Annotated in this window: 14 protein-coding genes and 2 tRNA genes; 3 read left to right on the top strand and 13 right to left on the bottom strand. The window is 36.1% G+C overall.

Annotated elements, in window-relative coordinates; translation table 11 throughout:
* Positions 1-5 precede the first annotated feature (5 nt).
* Together ACNART_RS06690 and ACNART_RS06685 are read right to left on the bottom strand one after the other, a co-directional pair.
* A complete protein-coding gene (locus tag ACNART_RS06690) occupies positions 6-5384 on the bottom strand; it encodes a DUF637 domain-containing protein (protein ID WP_416303482.1) in 5379 nt (1792 codons plus the stop codon).
* A gap of 14 nt (positions 5385-5398) precedes the next feature.
* Complete coding sequence (locus tag ACNART_RS06685; RefSeq protein WP_368927183.1) at positions 5399-6958, bottom strand: ShlB/FhaC/HecB family hemolysin secretion/activation protein; 1560 nt, start codon at positions 6956-6958, stop codon at positions 5399-5401.
* Positions 6959-7142: 184 nt separating this feature from the next.
* Here ACNART_RS06685 and modF point away from each other — a divergent pair, with 184 nt between their 5' ends.
* Positions 7143-8609, top strand: coding sequence for a molybdate ABC transporter ATP-binding protein ModF (modF, locus tag ACNART_RS06680; protein ID WP_368927185.1), 1467 nt, complete (start codon positions 7143-7145; stop codon positions 8607-8609).
* Between the two features lie 389 nt (positions 8610-8998).
* Positions 8999-9751 (top strand): 2,3-diphosphoglycerate-dependent phosphoglycerate mutase, encoded by a 753-nt coding sequence (gpmA, locus tag ACNART_RS06675; protein WP_099075932.1) that lies wholly within the window; start codon positions 8999-9001, stop codon positions 9749-9751.
* Between the two features lie 67 nt (positions 9752-9818).
* On the opposite strand, the gene aroG is transcribed toward gpmA, so the two are convergent.
* Together aroG and pnuC are read right to left on the bottom strand one after the other, a co-directional pair.
* A complete protein-coding gene (gene aroG / locus ACNART_RS06670; protein ID WP_198620419.1) occupies positions 9819-10877 on the bottom strand; it encodes a 3-deoxy-7-phosphoheptulonate synthase AroG in 1059 nt (352 codons plus the stop codon).
* A gap of 243 nt (positions 10878-11120) precedes the next feature.
* A complete protein-coding gene (pnuC, locus tag ACNART_RS06665; protein ID WP_269812636.1) occupies positions 11121-11849 on the bottom strand; it encodes a nicotinamide riboside transporter PnuC in 729 nt (242 codons plus the stop codon).
* A 251-nt stretch (positions 11850-12100) separates the two neighbouring features.
* On the opposite strand from pnuC, the gene ACNART_RS06660 reads away from it, so the two are divergent.
* Positions 12101-12985 (top strand): aminoglycoside 6-adenylyltransferase, encoded by an 885-nt coding sequence (locus tag ACNART_RS06660; protein ID WP_198620418.1) that lies wholly within the window; start codon positions 12101-12103, stop codon positions 12983-12985.
* Positions 12986-13153: 168 nt separating this feature from the next.
* Here ACNART_RS06660 and ACNART_RS06655 read toward each other — a convergent pair.
* From ACNART_RS06655 to ybgC, 9 genes are all read right to left on the bottom strand, one after another.
* A tRNA-Lys gene (locus ACNART_RS06655) sits at positions 13154-13229 on the bottom strand.
* Between the two features lie 31 nt (positions 13230-13260).
* Positions 13261-13336 (bottom strand) — tRNA-Lys (locus ACNART_RS06650).
* A 154-nt stretch (positions 13337-13490) separates the two neighbouring features.
* A complete protein-coding gene (gene ybgF / locus ACNART_RS06645; RefSeq protein ID WP_100159460.1) occupies positions 13491-14258 on the bottom strand; it encodes a tol-pal system protein YbgF in 768 nt (255 codons plus the stop codon).
* A gap of 9 nt (positions 14259-14267) precedes the next feature.
* Complete coding sequence (gene pal, locus ACNART_RS06640; protein WP_100159459.1) at positions 14268-14762, bottom strand: peptidoglycan-associated lipoprotein Pal; 495 nt, start codon at positions 14760-14762, stop codon at positions 14268-14270.
* A 45-nt stretch (positions 14763-14807) separates the two neighbouring features.
* Positions 14808-16103 carry a Tol-Pal system beta propeller repeat protein TolB gene (gene tolB, locus ACNART_RS06635; protein WP_109373960.1) on the bottom strand — a complete coding sequence of 432 codons (1296 nt, stop codon included), beginning with the start codon at positions 16101-16103 and terminating at the stop codon, positions 14808-14810.
* A gap of 142 nt (positions 16104-16245) precedes the next feature.
* Positions 16246-17361: a cell envelope integrity protein TolA gene (gene tolA / locus ACNART_RS06630; protein WP_416303481.1), complete on the bottom strand. Its 1116-nt coding sequence runs from the start codon at positions 17359-17361 to the stop codon at positions 16246-16248.
* A 28-nt stretch (positions 17362-17389) separates the two neighbouring features.
* Entirely contained in the window at positions 17390-17815 is a 426-nt protein-coding gene (gene tolR, locus ACNART_RS06625; protein WP_109373958.1) for a colicin uptake protein TolR, read from the bottom strand.
* Positions 17816-17837: 22 nt separating this feature from the next.
* Positions 17838-18524 carry a Tol-Pal system protein TolQ gene (gene tolQ / locus ACNART_RS06620; RefSeq protein ID WP_198620416.1) on the bottom strand — a complete coding sequence of 229 codons (687 nt, stop codon included), beginning with the start codon at positions 18522-18524 and terminating at the stop codon, positions 17838-17840.
* The gene (gene ybgC, locus ACNART_RS06615) at positions 18524-18919 is read right to left on the bottom strand and encodes a tol-pal system-associated acyl-CoA thioesterase (RefSeq protein ID WP_109373956.1); all 396 of its coding nucleotides are present in this window, start codon (positions 18917-18919) and stop codon (positions 18524-18526) included. Before ybgC ends, tolQ begins: the two co-directional genes overlap by 1 nt.
* Positions 18920-19151: the final 232 nt, after the last annotated feature.

Here is a 19151-nt window from a genome sequence, read left to right as displayed (position 1 = left end):
TGCTCCTACTTAGGATGGAAGTTAGTAATTATCTTTGTTTCTTTATCTAAATATACTCTAAAAGTAATGCCTTCTGATATTGCATCATAAGATTGCAAATTTTTATCTAACGCATTCTTATATCCATTTGCAGCTGCTTTTTGACCTAATTCAAGTATTTTTTGGTCTGAAAAAACTTTGGGATCATAAATTGTTTTTTTAAAAGGTTGAGCGCCATTACCTTTATAATGAGTTATTTCTCCGGTTTGGGGATGCTTCGCAGGTATTTTATATTCAATATACGTTATCCCTCGCACATTTGTTGGGAGCTCTTTTATAATTTTCAAATCTTTATCCTTTACAACATTATAAAATACATTAGCATTATGACCACCTGAAATTCCCATTTTCTGAGTAAATTTATCTACTGTAGCTAAATGTTTTGGTAATTCAATTTGGAAACTTATTCCATCAGGAAATGAAACTCTTGTTGTTTTTCCTATTATTTTAGCTGATGTCTTAGCTATAAGCTGAGAACTTCCTTTCGCAACTCCAACACCACCAGAAAATAAGCCTACGAGATCAAAAATGAGTTTTCCACTTTCAACACCCGCATTAAATGAACCAGATACACCTGCTCTTTGATATTCTGCTTCTAGCTTTTCAATACGATCGATATAAGATTGTTTAACCGCTTGAGTTAATGTATCCAAAGCATTATCACTTTGAATAACCGCTTTGATAGCTTGGTATGTTTCTAATGGATTTGTAGCAAGAGAAGCGAGCCCTTCAATCGTTTCATACAATCCTGTTGGTATACCTGCTACAAGGCCTGCATTAAACCCTGTATCTTGTCCTATATCTGCTGATAGCCATTTAAGATAAATTGCTGTCTTTTTAAAATAATTAGTTTCAGCAGATAATTCTTTCTCCATTAATTTTTGCTGATGATGAGAGAGATAATTGTAACGGAAACTATTTTCAGCCCCTCTAGCGCCACTATATACACCACCTGGCTCACCAGTAAAAATTCCACCTGCAATGCCACCAAATAATCTAACAAATTGAGCTTGTGATTCTGATTTTTTCTGCCACTCCTCAGCCTTAATAGTATTATCACCCAACGAAATAGCCGCAATTTCAGCAGCTAAACTGCCAACAATTGCACCTTTAACATTTCCTCCACTAATTTGGGCAGATAAACCAGATAATGTTGCATGACTTAACACCTTTCCTGCATGCCCTAATACCGCACCGTTATCACCAATTAGGTTGGCACCTTCTGCATGGAATTGACTACCAATATTGCTTAATAGCGCGGTTTTAAAATTATCAATAAAACTACCGCCTTGAATGGCAGTACCCAGTGTTGAGCTAACAACTGAATGCGAGGCGACACGCTGTGCAACTTGATTCCATGTTGCGTTATCAGTAAGCAGTAACTTACCTGTTGAAGGTAAGGTTCCTCCTTGGATTGCCTGATCCCACCCCATAAATAGGTCAAGACCTTGCAATGCCCCTGCCACCACCATGCTTGTAACAATAGATTTAGCGGTATCACTACGGCCGAGGGATTCAATAGTTTTATAAATACTGCCTTTGTTCTCAGCTAAAGAGACTGCAGCTTGAGATACTAAAGAGGCAAAACCCGCTTGTGCCGCAACCGATGCCGTTGAAGCCACACTGGCTGATGCACCTGCCGCAATGGTGGCTTCACTTGCCATTCCACCAATGGTTGCCGCCGTTGCAGTACCGTAAGTTGCAACCCCTACTGCGATGGCAATAACGGCACCGACAACAGGATTTAATTGCTGAGTTTTATCATCCCAATTGGAATAAGTGTCTTTAACTAAATTCCAATTAATATTTTCTTGACGTTGGAGATCTTTAAGCCAAGCATATTCTGGTGTATTACTTAAAACAGTTAATGCTTGTTCTAATGATTGCTCTTTTTGGGCTTTAATATCTGCAGTTATGCCTTTTGGGGCATCAATAGTAAGCTTTCCGCCAATATAAAGTTCAGGTAATACCCATGTTCCTTTGGTATATCCCTGATCACGCTGAGTAATATAAATATCTTTTGAATTGGTAATAACTTGTTTAAAGGCAGTGTTTTTTACTGCTTTAAAATTAACTTTTCCTGTTTTACTTGTTAGCTTGGCATTTTTTGCTGTATCAATTTTAGTAGCTTCTAAAGTGATATCATCTTTAGCAAATAAATTAATATTGCTATTTGCAATAAACTCGGTGACTTTATTATTGGTGTTATAAAATGTTTTCGTATATTTCTTTTTAGTAATACACAAAGTCCACCTATTACATTTTTTCTTTTCTTCTTTGTAATAACTGATTTCTTCCATCGCTTTCACGTAAAGGAACCCACCTTTAGCCGCGATATCAATCTCTTTATTGGCAGTTAATTTTGATGCCTGAAATAAAATACTGCCTTCAGATAATAATGTTAAATTATTACTACTATTAATTTCAGTACTAATTTGTTTACGAAGATCTTCTAACTCAGAACCCGATTCTTTACGAAAATGTGTTCTTACTGCTCCCAATTGAATATTGCCACCATTGGATATCGTAATGTCACCCTCTGATTTAAGTGAACCGCCTTCTGTGATTAAAGTGCCTGATGGCGTAATAGAAATACATTTATTGCCGGTTATCGTTGCTGTGGCATACTGAATATCTTGAGCATCTTCATGGGGATCTTTAATAGCAGAATAAGCGTTTGCACCCAGCTTTATATTCCTACCTGCTAATACAATGACTTTATCTTTTGAATTTAATACTGTTGAACTTAAATCAATATCACGAGCGGCATTTAAAATAAGGTTATTATCTGAAAATAACTTAGATTGTAATTGAGGATAATGAATATCACTAAAGAAAGGATCGGCTTCTTTTATTGATTTAGAGGAAAGAAAAATATCCTGTCCGGCATTAAAGGTTATGGCTTTATCACTATGATATTTTATTCCTTGACTAATAATATCTTTACCAGCTGTGAATGTAATATCACCTCGTGCTTTCCAGCTTTCCGTTTTTGATAATGCAGTTTCTTGAGTATATAAATGGAAATACGGTAATATCTTAAAAAGTGCTGATTCATTTCTCTGAATTTTTATATTACCAGATGAAATTAAATTGAAAGAATTAGAATTATTAACTTCAATATTATTAAAAGTAATATCCCCTCCTGACTGAAATAAGATAGAATTAGGAACATTAATAACAGGAGGAGTTAAAACATTATTTTGATTAAATGCAGAAATGGGGTTTAATGTATAATTAATATTTCCATTTTTTGCAAGAACAACACTATCTTTTGCAGTTAAATCTACTTGGTTAAGTTCTATATTTTTATTTGAAATTAAACTTAACGAATTTTTAGATGAGAGTTGTACATCATTTATTGTAATGTCATCATTAGAGATAATAGATAGATCATTATTTGATTTTATATTTGATGATATATTAATAGAATCAGAATTAATCAGTATATTACTAGCTAAAATATTATATCCCGAGTGTAATTTGTTTATTAGCCTTTTTATTTTAGAATATTTAAATGGTACTTTAGTTTCTATATTTATAGAGTTTTTAAAATCTAAAGTTAAATTTCCTTTCGCCATGATATGTTCATTATTATTTTCAAATTTAAAATCATAACTACAAATATCAGTGGAAACATATGGTATATATTCATATTCTTTTCTATATTTCGATTTTTCAACCTGATTATTGGGGATTTCAAAAAGTGGATTTATTTCCGGAAAAACGCCTCTATTTTTATATATCACCCATTTATCTAATTGCCCTATTGAATAATCTAAAAAATAAGCATCTCTCCCAGTTAAAATTGAATTATTATTTGCAAAAATATATGATTGATGATTTGAGATACTATTGGATTGAATATATAAATTATTACCAGAGATAATTTTAGAAGCAATATAACTTGAAATTAAATCTATTTTTTTCCTCTCACTATTTATACCATAATCATCATTTAAATTTGCCATACCAAACCATTTCTTGTTTCTTTCATCTATTAACTCGGGTATGTAAGCAATAATATATGCTTCATAATTACCCTGAAAAAAACCGCTACTAGGATAAGGTGGAATAAATTGATTTCTAACACTGTAAAATTTTTTAGAATCAGGCTCTTGTTTTATCTCTTTAAATAAAGGTGTAATAGATTCATTAACCAACTTCTTTGTTCTAATAATCAAATCACCCTTTTCTGTTTTTATCGTGGCGGATTGATTTTCAATTAAACTACTGGGATCACCCTGTGCATTTTTTTGTATCCATAAATTATCTTTTGCTTGAATAAGTGCTTTTTCGCCTTTATTAGTGAGTTTATCTGCAAATAAACGCATATCTTTTTCTGAGATAATTTCACTATGATTAGTTAGCGCATGAGTTGCTAAAGTTATATCCCTTTTTGCTTTTAACTTTGCATTACTGTTAATTTGTAGTTCTTTACTGCTAACATTAATATCTTGTTCAGATTGAATATTGCCATTAAAGGTAATTTTTCCATCAACAGTTAAATTCATACTGTTTTGAGTTGTCTGAATATCACTTAAATTAACACCAACGCCCTTTTCTGTGCTGACTAGGCGTATTTGATTGGCATACATTCCCCCCAGTGCTTTTGTATCAATAGATATTGTTGGTTTTATACTTTCTCCATTAAGGCTATTTACCGTTCCTTTTTCAAAATCAATACGGTTATTTCCTTGCATTAAAGAAAGATTTTTAGCGTTTATTTTTCCATTTAATTCAATACTACGACTAATAATATCAGCATAATTTTGCAGCTCGGTATTCATACCTTGTTTACCAATAACAACACTGCCTTTTTTTACTTCTATTGCTGAATAGGCACCTTGAGGGCTAAATTGAGGTTTTCCTGTCGTAAGCGTAATTACCGGGGTATTAATAAACGAACAGCCATCACACGTAATACCATTCGGGTTTGCAATAACCACTTTCGCCTGTTTACCTGCAACTTCTAATTTTCCTAATAACTGTGAATATCCATTTCCCACAACCTCATTAATAATTAAATGCGCTGCATTACCTTTTAAATTAGCATTGGCATTCACTTGTTTAGCTAATTGTGTATTAACAGGAGTTGTTGCATTATTAAGTACAACACCTTGTTTACCAACATTAAAAGAATGAAATTGATTATGAGAAACACCAATATCATTAGGTGTTGCAATATTAATAATAGGAACTGTATTTTGCTGACTTATTTTTATTGTTTTATCGGATGGAGTAATTATAGAACTCCAAGCGGGATGTAATGGGTAAATAGCGGTTAAATAAATAATGCTATAACTAATTAAACGCTGTTTTCGAGAGATATCCTTTTCGTCCATAAAAACTCCAAATTTTAAATAGCCAAAGAAATAGACCAAAATAATGACCAGTGTTCTGGTTTTAGTGATTTTGGGTAAATTAACGGTTTATTCATTAATATCTGAGAAAATAAAATGGAATGATAAAAAGAAACACCTATTGCGCTTCCTATTATTTTATTCTTCTTTGTTTCATATTTATCTGAATAAGCAACACCATAATCAAGTGCAAAAATAAAATTAACATCACCTAAAAAATAATTTATCTGTGGTGTGTTTATTTCATTACGCCAATAAAAACCATTATTTGCATTCAGGTTTGTTTCTTTATATCCACGGACTGCTTTTATTCCATCAATTGTTACTCGTTCTATACTATAAAGATTATCTGGCGTATATTGCCCATAAAATGACGTAATATAAGAAAATTTGTTAAGAAATAAATGTTGATAGCTTAAATTTATGCTTAGTTTTCGGTAATGACTACGAGGTGAGTTTTCAGCAATATAATCAGGTGATGCACCAAAAAAAGAAAGCCCCATTTCTACCATTGGATTAATCGTTAAATATCCTCGTTTGAGAGTTAAACTATATTGAGGACTAAATGATAAAGAGGTTAATGTGGGGCTATTTATTTGTAGTTTCTGTTGTGCTAATTGTGTCCTTACTTTTTTATTTTTCAGCGAACTCTTTAATATTATTCGCTGCTTATTATCACGATAGACTAAACGACTAATATCAAATTGCTGATCTCTATTTTTGTTTTTATAAGCGTGTTGAACATTATGACTGAGGAAAGGATAAGAGGATTGACTATGAGATAATTGATACTGATAAAACCAGTACCCATAAGGAATATTTACACTTGCAGAATAAGAGCGAGAATAGTGCGAACGAGATAAATCTGTATTTGTACTCAGTGAGAAACTCCATTGTTCGCCTAATCCAAATAACGAATCTATTGTTGTGGTATTGGCTAATAGAGTTTTACCTGTTGTTTTAGTACCTGAATTATCAAAGGTTAATTGATTTTTAAAAGGCAATTTTTTGTTGTTTTGAACAATAAAAATAGAAGAATCTCCCACACTATCGCTAGGTTTAATATCCAATGTATATTGTGCCGTTGTTAATCGATTAAGCTGTTCAAGCCCATGCTCTAAATCACGTAAATTAAGTCTTTTTTCTTTGTACGATGGAAAGATAATATTGACTAATCGAGAAGAAATATTATCAATAAAAATATCTTTTATTTTTCCCTCTATCACTTTAATTGTAAGTTTACTATTAGTGAGATCTTGATGAGAAATAAATGCTTGTGAAGTGATATAACCTTTTTTAATATATTCATTTGTTATAACACTAACAATACTCTGTATATCATTTACTGTTAAACATCGATGTAGATATTTTGATGTTAGTTTATTCTGCTTTTTGCCACTTAATAACTCAGCATTTTCTATTTTTATTTCATTAATCAAAAAACAATTATTTTTATCAACACCATTATTATTAATATTGGGAAAACTCATTTTACTTACTAATATTAGCAATAGAAATAATAATAGTTTAATCTTTTTATTTTTAAACTTATGCATATAAAAATCATCCTTGAGTTATTTTTTATATGATTGCATAAAATTTCTGACTAAATAGTTATCATTTTTTAAAAGACACTTAAGCTTTTTTTGCCTAAGAATAATTCAGCAAATATTGACAATTATTAGTTAACCCGATATTGGTAAGTACTCTACTTGCTCTAAAAAGCGACGGATAAAAATAATGAAATACTTGCAACTCAAAAAAACACAATTTCGATTAAGCGATACACTCTGTTTGCAAATTAATGATTTAACAATTAATGAAGGTGATAGTTGGGCATTTGTAGGCAGTAATGGAAGTGGGAAAAGCGCATTAGCAAACGCATTATGTCAAGAAAGTGTCTTGCTATCAGGTGAGTTCATTAATACCTTTACTCGTCCGATAAGCCTCTCTTTTGAAAAATTACAAAAAATAATCGAAGAAGAGTGGCGTCGCAATAACACAGATTTACTTAGTGAAGGTGAAGACGACACAGGTTTAACGGTTGCTCAAGTTATCCAAATGCAGGTAAAAGATAATGATAAGTGTCTTTTATTAGCAAAACAATTTGGTGTTGAATACTTATTATCAAGACGTTTTAAATATCTTTCTACTGGTGAATCTCGCAAAATACTGCTTATTCAACTGTTAATGAATGAACCTGATCTATTAATCTTAGATGAGCCTTTTGATGGTCTAGATATTGATTCTCGTCGTGCACTAAATGAATTACTCATACTATTACATCAACAAAATCTGACGATTGTACTTATTTTAAATCGTTTTAATGATATTCCTGATTTTATTCAACATGCAGGTTTACTTATTCATTGCGAATTAGTGGCTAAAGGTGAAAAGGAGTCGATTTTATCTGATTCAGTGATCGCACAATTATCTCACAGTGAAACACTTAAAAGCTTCACATTACCTGAACAAGACTCGCCAGATGCAATCCCACAATTATCTCCCACACTTTCCCCAATCATTTTAAAAAATGGTGTAGTGAGTTATAACGACAAACCTGTACTTTATCATTTAACTTGGGAAGTAAAACCGCAACAACATTGGCAAATCTTAGGCCCTAATGGCGCAGGCAAATCGACATTGCTAAGTTTGATTACAGGCGATCACCCTCAAGGTTACAGTAATGACTTAACGTTATTTGGCCGTAAAAGAGGAAGTGGCGAAACAGTATGGGAAATTAAACGCCATATCGGTTATGTCAGTAATGCCTTACACCAAAGCTATCGCGTCTCTTCAAGTGTAAAAAATGTCATTATTTCAGGTTTTCATGACTCCATTGGTATTTATCAGGCTATGACAGATAAACAGCTTAAACTCGCTGATGAATGGTTAGCATTGATTGGTTTAACAGCCCATGCCAATAATCCATTTCATTCCTTATCTTGGGGACAACAACGTTTAGTGTTAATTGTTAGAGCGTTAGTTAAGCACCCTACTTTGCTTATTCTAGATGAGCCACTGCAAGGATTAGACACAACGAATCGACTCTTAGTACAGCGTTTTATTGATATCATGATAAGCCATAGTAATACACAGCTTTTATTTGTGAGTCACCATCAGGAAGACGCACCATTATGTATTACTCATCGATTGACTTTTATTAAAGACGGCGAAATTTATCGCTATCAGCAAGAAATTTGTTAAAGATGGATTTTTACTGTCATAATCAGGGCAATGATTTTAGAAATTAACGCTAAAATTAGGTCTGAATTTTTTATTTAAATCGACATTTTTTGCATATTATTTGAACAATAATAAATAAAAAATGTGTCGTTTTTATGGACGCCATTTTCGTCTATTTTTTATACAAAACGGATATTTTGTTTTTTCACGCCGATCCCGCTAGATTAATAGCTTGAACGATTAAGCAAAAGGTGTGACAACTGTGCAATAATTCATCGAACAAACGACATTTTTGACTTAATCCCCCTTGTTTTGTCACTTATGTTTGGCGTTCTTGTCGATGATCCATATAATGATTGAAGTGCTAATTTTAAACTTATATTAAGAAAGTAATTATAGGAGTCTAAACTATGGCAGTAACTAAGCTTGTGCTAGTTCGACACGGTGAAAGTGTATGGAACAAAGAAAACCGTTTTACAGGCTGGACTGACGTTGAGTTGTCCGAAAAAGGCCGTAATGAAGCGCAAGAAGCAGGTAAACTGCTGAAAGCTGAAGGTTTTGCTTTTGACTATGCATATACTTCTGTTCTGAAACGCGCAATTCACACCCTGTGGAACATTCTTGATCAAGTTGATCAACAATGGCTGCCAGTTGAAAAAAGCTGGAAATTAAACGAACGTCATTACGGCGCTCTGCAAGGCTTAAACAAAGCTGAAACCGCTGAAAAATACGGTGACGAGCAAGTTAAACAATGGCGTCGTGGTTTTGCTATCACTCCACCAGAATTAACTAAAGATGATGAACGTTTCCCAGGTAAAGATCCACGTTATGCATCTTTAACTGCGGCAGAACTGCCATTAACTGAAAGCCTAGCATTAACTATCGACCGTGTAACACCATACTGGGAAGAAGTTATCAAACCGCGTGTTGCTTCTGGTGAGAAAGTTATCATCGCAGCTCACGGTAACTCACTGCGTGCTCTGGTTAAATACCTAGACAACATGAGCGAAGATGAAATTCTTGAGCTGAATATCCCAACAGCTGTACCTTTAGTTTACGAATTTGATGAAAACATGAAACCAATCAAACGTTACTACTTAGGTAATGCTGACGAAATCGCAGCAAAAGCAGCCGCTGTTGCTAACCAAGGTAAAGCAAAATAATTTTATTTTGAGTTACATAAAAAAATGCCACGTAAAAGTGGCATTTTTTATACTCTAAATTTAATTATTACGCTTTATTACGACGAGCCACAACCGCATCTGCTAATTGGCGTAATAGCGTTTCGGTGTCATCCCAACCAATACATGCATCCGTGATGCTTTTGCCATAAACTAAAGGCTCACCGCTTTCTAATGATTGGCTACCTTCCACTAAATGACTTTCGATCATAACGCCAATTAATGCTTTTTCACCCGCGCTAATTTGTTGGCAAATATCAGCACCAACTTCCATTTGTTTCTCAAATTTCTTGCAACTATTTGCGTGACTGAAATCTACCATGACGTTTTGTGGTAAACCGGCTTTTTTAAGCCCTTCTTTTACAGCGGCAACATGTTCAGCACTGTAATTCGGCTCTTTGCCACCACGTAAAATAATATGGCAATCACCATTACCTGCTGTGCGCACAATGGCAGAATGTCCCCATTTGGTTACAGAAAGAAAACAGTGTGGCGATCCCGCAGCATTAATCGCATCAATCGCCACTTTAATGGTGCCATCTGTACCATTTTTAAAACCAACAGGGCAAGATAAGCCAGATGAAAGCTCACGATGAACTTGTGATTCTGTAGTACGAGCGCCAATTGCGCCCCAACTCATTAAATCAGCAACGTATTGCGGCGTTATCATATCTAAGAACTCGCCAGCCGTTGGCAAGCCACTATCATTAATCGTTAATAAAAGATTACGAGCAATGCGTAAACCTTCATTAATATCAAAAGTATGATCCATATGAGGATCATTAATTAAACCTTTCCAACCTACAGTTGTGCGTGGTTTTTCAAAATAAACACGCATTACAATTTCAAGTTTGTCTTTAAGCTCTTCTCTAATAAGACTTAAACGTTGTGCATACTCCAGCGCAGCTTTCGGATCATGAATAGAACAAGGTCCAATTACTACTAATAGACGATCATCTTTTCCAGCTAGGATTTGATGAATAGCTTCACGGGCATGACGAACTGTAAAAGCCGCATTATCAGTCGCTGGAAACTTTTCCAATAAAGCCACTGGCGGTAAGAGTTCATTAATTTGTGTTATTTTAAGGTCATCATTTTGATAATTCATTCCCGTGTATCCACTCTATGTTATCTAGTCAATGTTATTATTGCTTTTCCAATCTAACCATTCGTTTTCTATCTGTAAACACCCTTTCAATCTAAAGCACCTATAGTCACCTTTCTAAAAATTTCAACATAAATGGAAATAGCGCATTTAAGCAAAATAATGATTCGAAATTGCGTTAATAATAAGAATAAAAACAATGAATAGTAAGGCTGGAGAGAAAGATAACTCTACCAGCCTTTTTTATTAGGAGAGATAATTATTTCTGCTAGAGCGTTTTGCTGTTTTGATCCACAAGCGAGAACCATTAATCGCGATAGCCAGTAAGATGATATATTCAACAGACATTGCATAAACACCTTGTTTGTAGAATATAACAATACTAATCACGTTAATAACAGACCAAACTAGCCAATTTTCAACTAGTTTTCGTGTCATTAAGATCATCGCGACAATAGAAAGCACTGTCATTGCTGAGTCCCAGAATGGGTATGCATCAGGTTCAAGAACTGGCGTAGCTAAATTTGCACCAAAGACATTTAATATATCAACAGCAACAACGGCTAAATAGCCAAATACAGTATCAATATTGAAAGTAAGAGCGGCAATGGCAGCTATTGAAACAACAATTAAAAAGAGACGATGACTTGATTTTAACCAACGTATTCTTAACTCCGCTTGCTCAAAGTCATTCACTCTGCTCCATGCATACCATCCATAAATATTGGCTGCGAAGAAGAAAATTTGAAGTAATAAGCTTGCATACAGCTGAATTTGGAAAAATATAATGGCAAATAAGGTGACATTAATCAGTCCAAATAAATAGTTAATAATTTTTTCCTGACTGGCAAGCCAAATACACAATAGTCCAGCAATAGTACCGACAGCTTCAATCCATGAAAGTGGATATCCTCCCTCTCCTAACGGAATATTGACTAAAAGATTATTGATACTAAACCAACTCATGACATCCATTTTACAACCCCGACTTAATCATAGAAAAAAACAAAGAAAATATGGGTTATTGCGACATCTTTGCAAAGTAGTAAAGATATATTATAAATTCATATTTATAATAGTACTGTGTTTTTGATACTAAATATTATGTTGCTAGTTAATAAAAATAACAAATAAATGTTTTATATACTAAACAAATTATTCTGATTCACTTTTTAAACAATAAAAACGACAAATAACTTTATACGTTTTACTTACTAGAGAGAAATATGGAGCCAACAACACGTTTAATCGATCACATACTATCTTTTGCCCTCCTTGATCCTAGAATTGAAGCTGTAGTACTAACAGGATCATTAGGCCGCAATAAAAAGATAGACAGTTATTCTGATATTGATATAGAGCTTATCGGTCATGGTGCGACTGAACTCGCAAAAAACCGACATTGGTTATCACAATTTGGTGATGACCTTGTTAACTTACAATTAGAGTGTGAAGATCCTAAAGGTAAGCTTTGGCCTATTTATTTACATGTTTTAGCTCAAGGTCGCAAAATGGATATCATGATGGCAGAGCCTGAACGTATTTTTAACATGAAAAGTGAAGGGCTCAGCCCAGTTTACCAGCGTGGATATCAAATCCTACTTGATAAAACAGGTTTATGTGACGGGCTTCCTGAAATTAGCGTTATAACGCCTCCTATGCTTTCAAAAGAGGAAGCTTACAGTAATGCTCAAGAATTCTGGTTTGAAGCCACACAAGTCGCTGTAGCCATTCTACGCCATGAGTTTTGGTTTGCTAATTATCGCATGAATGATATGCGTGAATGGTTGATAGCCTTACTTGAACAAGTTGCATTACAAACATCAACACAAGATGTGTGGTATCAAGGAAAAAACCTAAAAGAGTGGCTACCTAAGTTTTATTCATTACGTTCATTAGAAAGTACACTTGCAATGAGTACCCCTTATGAAGCCGCCGCCGCCCTTTCTGTGATGATGGCATTTTTTCTTGATGCTTCAAAACAGCTAAATCACCCAATTGATACTGCGATAAAAACGCAAGAACTTGTCAGTAATTGGCTAATTGACAATGAATTTTTGACTGAAAATGAATACACCCAGATTACATCATCGATTGTTTGTCATTACTGATTTCAATGTGATTGTTAATTAAAGCAAGGTAGTTTTTTCAATTTTGAGAAAACTATCTTCATTGTTTAATAAAACAATGCACTGCATTATCAAAAAATAGAAAAATAGCTAAGAGTTTGTTTACTGTTCTGTTTAGGGAATGATAGATATACGGAGAAGGGATTGAAATGGTGGGTCGTGGGCGATTCGAACGCCCGACCAATTGATTAAAAGTCAACTGCTCTACCGACTGAGCTAACGACCCATTTCAATAAAAACGGATTGATGTTCGAAAATGGTGGGTCGTGGGCGATTCGAACGCCCGACCAATTGATTAAAAGTCAACTGCTCTACCGACTGAGCTAACGACCCTTTTTCGAACTCGCCACATTCTCTGTGGCAACGGCGGGTAATAATACTGATTTAATGTTTTTGTGCAATGTTTTTTTTCAAAAAAACATTCAACCGCTGAAAAAACAATCATTTAACCCCGAAAATGCAACATTTTACATTACGGGGTCAATAATTAGAGTGTTCCTAGCTGCTTTTGCGCTAATTTAGCGCCAGCGCTATTTGGATATTGCTTAATCACTTGTTGGTAAACAGCTTTAGCATTATCCTTTTGCCCTTTCTCTTGCATGATCAAACCTATTTTATAAAAGGCTTCACTTGCTTTTTGAGATTTTGGATAGTTTTTAACAACAATAGCAAATGTGCTTGCAGCCTGATCCTTATTACCTTTTAGATAATACATCTGACCCAACCAAAATTGTGCATTTGATTGATAGCTAGACTTCGGATAGTTATTGATAAAGTTGTTTAATTCAACAATTGCCTTATCGTAATCTTTAGAATTCAATACGATATCAATTGCTGCATTATAATCGGCCTTCTCATCACCTTGTCCTGAATTAGTTGCCGCAGGAGGTGTTGAAGAAGCAGTATTATCAGGTTGAGTGGCTTCTGTTGATGTTGAAGCTCCGCCACCAAGGCTATCTAATTGTTGATAGATGTTGCGTTGGCGTTCAACAACTTGATTTAACTGATATTGATTTTCCTGAATTTGACCACGTAACATATCAATATCACGCTGAGAATCAGCGAGTTGTTGCTGTAATTGGGTCAAAAGCTGGCTGTGAGCATTTGAAAAACGCTCAAGTTGGGCGAGTCGTTCATCGGTCGAACCTGAACCGATATTACTGATTGGCGCTTGGGCAATAGCGGCTACAGGAGCCGCTACGCCAACCAGTAACAACAGACTCATCAAGAAAGGTCTGAAGTTACTGTTGTTCATGCCGTTCTCTTAGTAATCCAGTACTGCACGACGGTTTTTCGCATAAGCGGCTTCGTCATGACCCAGTACAGCTGGTTTTTCTTTACCGTAAGAAACGATTGACAGTTGATCAGCAGATACGCCTTTACCTTGCAGGTACATTTTCACAGCGTTTGCACGACGTTCGCCCAGAGCGATGTTGTATTCTGGAGTACCGCGTTCGTCAGCATGACCTTCTACAGTGATACGTACTGATGGATTTGAACGCAGGAATGCTGCGTGTGCATCTAACAGGTTAGCGTAGTCTGAGCTAATGTCATATTTGTCAAAACCGAAGTAAACGATGTTTTGTTGTTTCAGTTGTTCTAATTGCTGACGTGCTAATTCTTCAGCAGTAGGACCTTGTTCAACAACTGGTACATTGTTTGTATCAGTTTGATCGTCGTTTTTGTTTGAGCTACATGCTGCAACAGCAACGAGTGGTAATGCTAACATCAACCCTTTAAACACTTTGTTTAATTGCATCTCTATTTGTTCCTTTATTTGTTTGCCATACATAATTTTTATGCATCACATAAACGGTGACCAGGCAGGTGATTTAACCTGACCGTCAGTCGCCGGAAGACGCGCTTTGAAACGTCCATCTGTCGATACTAGCTGCAAAATGGTGCCTAAGCCTTGTGTAGAGCTATAAATAACCATTGTGCCATTAGGAGCGATGCTTGGCGTTTCATCCAGAAACGTATCTGTTAGATATTGTACAGAATTAGTTTCTAGATCCTGCTTAGCGATATGTTGCCTACCGCTTGCAGAACTTACCATAACTAAGAAACTACCGTCTGGGCTTACTGCTGGGTTTTGGTTTTGTCTACCTTCCCAAGTAATACGCTCTGGTGTTCCTCCGTTAATATTAACCTTATAAATTTGAGGGTTTCCACCTTGATCTGAAGTATAGACCAAAGTCTGCCCATCTGGCATCCAAGATGGCTCAGTATTATTACTTCTACCATTGGTTACCTGTGTCATATTCCCACTTGCTAAATCCATAACATACAGATTTAAACTACCGCTTTTAGAAAGAGCAAATGCAAGTTTAGAGCCATCAGGTGAAAACGAAGGTGCACCATTATGTCTTGGGAATGATGCAATTTGGCGAATCTCACCTGTTGCTAATGTTTGTACCACTAAAGCAGATTGACCACTTTCAAAGGTTACATATGCAAGTTTAGCACCATCTGGTGACCATGCTGGTGACATTAATGGCTGTGATGAACGATAAACACGATCTTGGTTAAATCCATCATAATCTGAAACGCGCAATTCATAAGGATATGCGCCACCATTTGTCACAACAACATAAGCAATACGTGTACGGAATGCACCACGAATACCCGTCAGTTTTTCAAAAACTTCATCACTAGCGGTATGTGCAGAGTAACGTAACCATTTAGATGGAACTTTAAACTCGCTTTGAGATAAAACCGCACCTGGAGAGCCAGCAACATCAACTAACTGATAGCTCACTAAATATTGGCCATCCGCTGATGGTTGCACACGTCCTACGACAACAGAGTCAATACCTAATGCCGTCCAAAGTGCAGGTTGGACTTCAGAAGCAGTAACTGGTTGTTGAGGTATACGAGACACATCAATCGGATTAAATTTTCCGCTATTTCGTAAATCAGCCGCAATTATACCAGCAACATCTTCTGGCATTTGACCTGTGCCTTCCCATTTAAAAGGAACAACACCAATAGGGCGTGCAGTATTTACCCCTTGTGTAATTTCAATTCGAACTTCAGCGTTAGCCAGAGTGGTTACGCATAAAATCAAAAGCCCGAAAATAACATTTAATGCCTGCTTCATCATGTCTCCCTTTTATTATTGCGGTTATTACGCAATAACGCACAGAATAGTAACAAACGCTTTTCAACAACACCATACAACGCATCAATAACATTCTAAAATAGCTATAAATTAGTGTATGTTTTCCTACAATCAGACAGTTTTATGGTTTAAACTCAATTACTGATGATTTTACTTGTTCATAAACATCTTTCGGTGGCTTCGGTAGTGTAGCTGTATTCGCCGCTCTTAATGCCACTTGGCATAATGCAGGATCGCCACCTGCAATCTTCGCATTAATTAGCATCCCATCAGGTGCAATGCTAATTCTTAGCTCACAAGTTTTACCTTTGTATAATTCAGGATCAATAAACTTCTGTTCTATTGCAATTTTCAGTTGGCCTTTATAGCGATCTACACCTTCACCATTTGCGCCAGTACGATTTCCACCGCCTTGGCCTGCTGCTGATGCACCGCTTTGTTTGCTACCATCAGCCACTAAACCATCAAGTAAATTATTTACTGTTTTACTTTGCTGTTGAGCTGCCGCTTTTGCTTTGGCTTCTGCCGCTGCTTTAGCTTTCGCTTCTGCGGCAGCCTTTGCTTTAGCATCGGCTTCTGCTTTGGCTTTTGCATCCGCTTCAGCTTTGGCTTTAGCATCCGCTTCAGCTTTGGCTTTAGCATCCGCTTCAGCTTTGGCTTTAGCATCGGCTTCTGCTTTAGCCTTCGCTTCTTCCGCTTTTTGTTTCGCGGCTAATTCTGCTTGTTTCTTGGCTTCTGCCTCAGCTTGTTTTTTAGCATCAGCTTGTTCTTTTAAGATGCGATCGCGCTCTGCTTTCGCTTGTGCAGCCGCTTCTTCTGCAACTTTTTGTTCTTCTTTTGCTTTAGCGGCAGCTAATGCAGATTCACGTTTTTGAGCTTCTGCCGCTTCTTTCGCTTGTAAACGTTCAACTTCTAACGTTTTCAAACGTTCTTGTTCTTTCATTTGCTGCTGACGCAACTCTTCTTCTTGTTGCTCAGCACGCTCTTTTCGCTCTTGCTCGGCTTTTTGGACGTTAGCTTGTTGCGCTTTTTGCTGGTTATACTGTTGTACCACCGCATTAGGATCAACCATAATAGCATCAATAACTTGTCCATCAGATCCACCGCCACCACCTAAATCCCATTTCTGAGTTAATGACCCCCAGATAAGCAATGCGACAACGAGTAAATGCAAGGCGGTAGACAAGATAACTGAACCGCTCAATTTACTTCGGGTTGGTTTCGTCTTCTTTCCCACGCTATCATCCAAACTTATTTCAACCTAATTACATAGGCTGAGTCATTAAACCTACAGACTTAACACCTGCTTGACGTAACATGTTGAGCGCTTTAATTATCTCATCATAAGGAACATCTTTAGCACCGCCAATAAGAAAGACAACTTTCGGATTTTTTTCCAGTTGTCGTTTAGCTTCAGCCATAATCTGTTCTTGTGGTAATAATTCTAACACTTCCTGATCAACACGAATGTTGTATTGCCCAACACCTGCAACTTCAACAATTACAGGAGGGTTATCGTTACTTGAAACAGTTTGTGTCTCTGTTGCTTCAGGAAGATCAACCTCAACACTTTGCGAGATAATAGGTGCTGTTGCCATAAAAATAAGTAACAGCACTAATAATACGTCGAGCAAAGGAACAATGTTAATCTCTGATTTTACGCCTCGGCGGCTACTGCGACCCCGTGCCATCAGCTCTCTCCTTCTGCGTTAACTATTTCTTTTCTGCGGAGGTAAAAGCTTGGCGATGTAAAATCGTCAGGAACTCTTCCATAAAGTTATCGTAACTTTGTTCCAGTTTATTTACACGCTGCGTAAACCGGTTATAAGCCATAACTGCGGGGATTGCCGCAAATAAACCGATAGCTGTTGCAATCAGAGCTTCAGCAATGCCGGGGGCGACCATTTGTAATGTTGCTTGTTTAACACTACCTAATGCAATAAATGCGTGCATAATCCCCCAGACTGTACCGAACAGACCAATATATGGGCTGATAGAACCGACAGTACCAAGGAAAGGAATATTATTCTCTAAAGATTCTAATTCACGATTGAAAGAAACACGCATAGCCCTTGATGCACCATTAACAACCGCATCAGGAGCATGAACGTTTGCTTGATGCAAACGGGCAAATTCTTTAAAGCCAGAATGAAAAATTTGCTCTGAGCCAGATAATTCATCACGACGAGCTTGGCTATCTTTATATAAACGTGCCAAATCAGTACCTGACCAGAATTTATCTTCAAAATCTGCAGCTTCACGATCGGCGGCATTCAGAACTTTAGTTCGCTGAATAATAATCGCCCAAGATGCAATAGAAAATCCGATTAAAAGCAACATGATCAACTTGACTAAAAGCCCTGCTTTTAGGAAGAGATCGATAACATTCATGTCAGCCACTACTTAAACTCCGCGATAATGGACTTAGGAAGCGCTACTGGCTTCATTTTTGATGAATCTACGCAGACAACGAGCACTTCTGCGCTGCACAATACACAACCATCTTCATTAATAATTTTTTGAGAAAATGTCATCGAAGCACCACGCAATGTGGTAATTTCACTTTCTACTTGCAAAAGATTATCAAGTCGAGCTGGCGCAATATATTCTATTGATAATTTACGTACAACAAATACAACATGATTATACTCCCGTAAATCATGCTGATGAAAACCTTTTTCTCTGAGTAGTTCAGTTCTAGCGCGTTCAAAATATTTCAGATAACTGGCGTGATAAACAACACCACCAGCATCAGTATCTTCATAATAAACACGAACAGGCCAAAGAAACTGCATAGTACCTTCCTTACATTTCCCGAGTTAAGTCCATAAATAATGTAGCTATAGGTTACCTAACTATACTTAAGCGGTCGCTCTAAGGGAATCGTAGTAACGTAAAGAATAGAAAACGCAGTTTTCAGGCGCCAATCATAAACTCTTCTTTGCAACACGCAATATGCTTTGTGCTCTGAATAGAAAAAATATTTTTATTAAGACAGCATAAAAATGCTTGCTAATTAGAAATTCA

Source organism: Proteus sp. LHD240705, assembly GCF_047921555.1.
Taxonomy (GTDB): domain Bacteria; phylum Pseudomonadota; class Gammaproteobacteria; order Enterobacterales; family Enterobacteriaceae; genus Proteus.
This window is presented reverse-complemented; position numbering and strand designations above follow the sequence as displayed.

Excerpts from the sequence above, each read along its gene's own strand:
- ACNART_RS06685 (WP_368927183.1), bottom strand. The coding sequence starts at position 6,958 with ATGCATAAGTTTAAAAATAAAAAGATTAAACTATTATTATTTCTATTG.
- gpmA (WP_099075932.1), top strand. The coding sequence starts at position 8,999 with ATGGCAGTAACTAAGCTTGTGCTAGTTCGACACGGTGAAAGTGTATGG.
- pnuC (WP_269812636.1), bottom strand. The coding sequence starts at position 11,849 with ATGGATGTCATGAGTTGGTTTAGTATCAATAATCTTTTAGTCAATATT.
- ACNART_RS06690 (WP_416303482.1), bottom strand. The coding sequence starts at position 5,384 with ATGGACGAAAAGGATATCTCTCGAAAACAGCGTTTAATTAGTTATAGC.
- ybgF (WP_100159460.1), bottom strand. The coding sequence starts at position 14,258 with ATGAACAACAGTAACTTCAGACCTTTCTTGATGAGTCTGTTGTTACTG.
- tolR (WP_109373958.1), bottom strand. The coding sequence starts at position 17,815 with ATGGCACGGGGTCGCAGTAGCCGCCGAGGCGTAAAATCAGAGATTAAC.
- aroG (WP_198620419.1), bottom strand. The coding sequence starts at position 10,877 with ATGAATTATCAAAATGATGACCTTAAAATAACACAAATTAATGAACTC.
- ybgC (WP_109373956.1), bottom strand. The coding sequence starts at position 18,919 with ATGCAGTTTCTTTGGCCTGTTCGTGTTTATTATGAAGATACTGATGCT.
- tolB (WP_109373960.1), bottom strand. The coding sequence starts at position 16,103 with ATGAAGCAGGCATTAAATGTTATTTTCGGGCTTTTGATTTTATGCGTA.
- ACNART_RS06660 (WP_198620418.1), top strand. The coding sequence starts at position 12,101 with ATGGAGCCAACAACACGTTTAATCGATCACATACTATCTTTTGCCCTC.
- pal (WP_100159459.1), bottom strand. The coding sequence starts at position 14,762 with ATGCAATTAAACAAAGTGTTTAAAGGGTTGATGTTAGCATTACCACTC.
- modF (WP_368927185.1), top strand. The coding sequence starts at position 7,143 with ATGAAATACTTGCAACTCAAAAAAACACAATTTCGATTAAGCGATACA.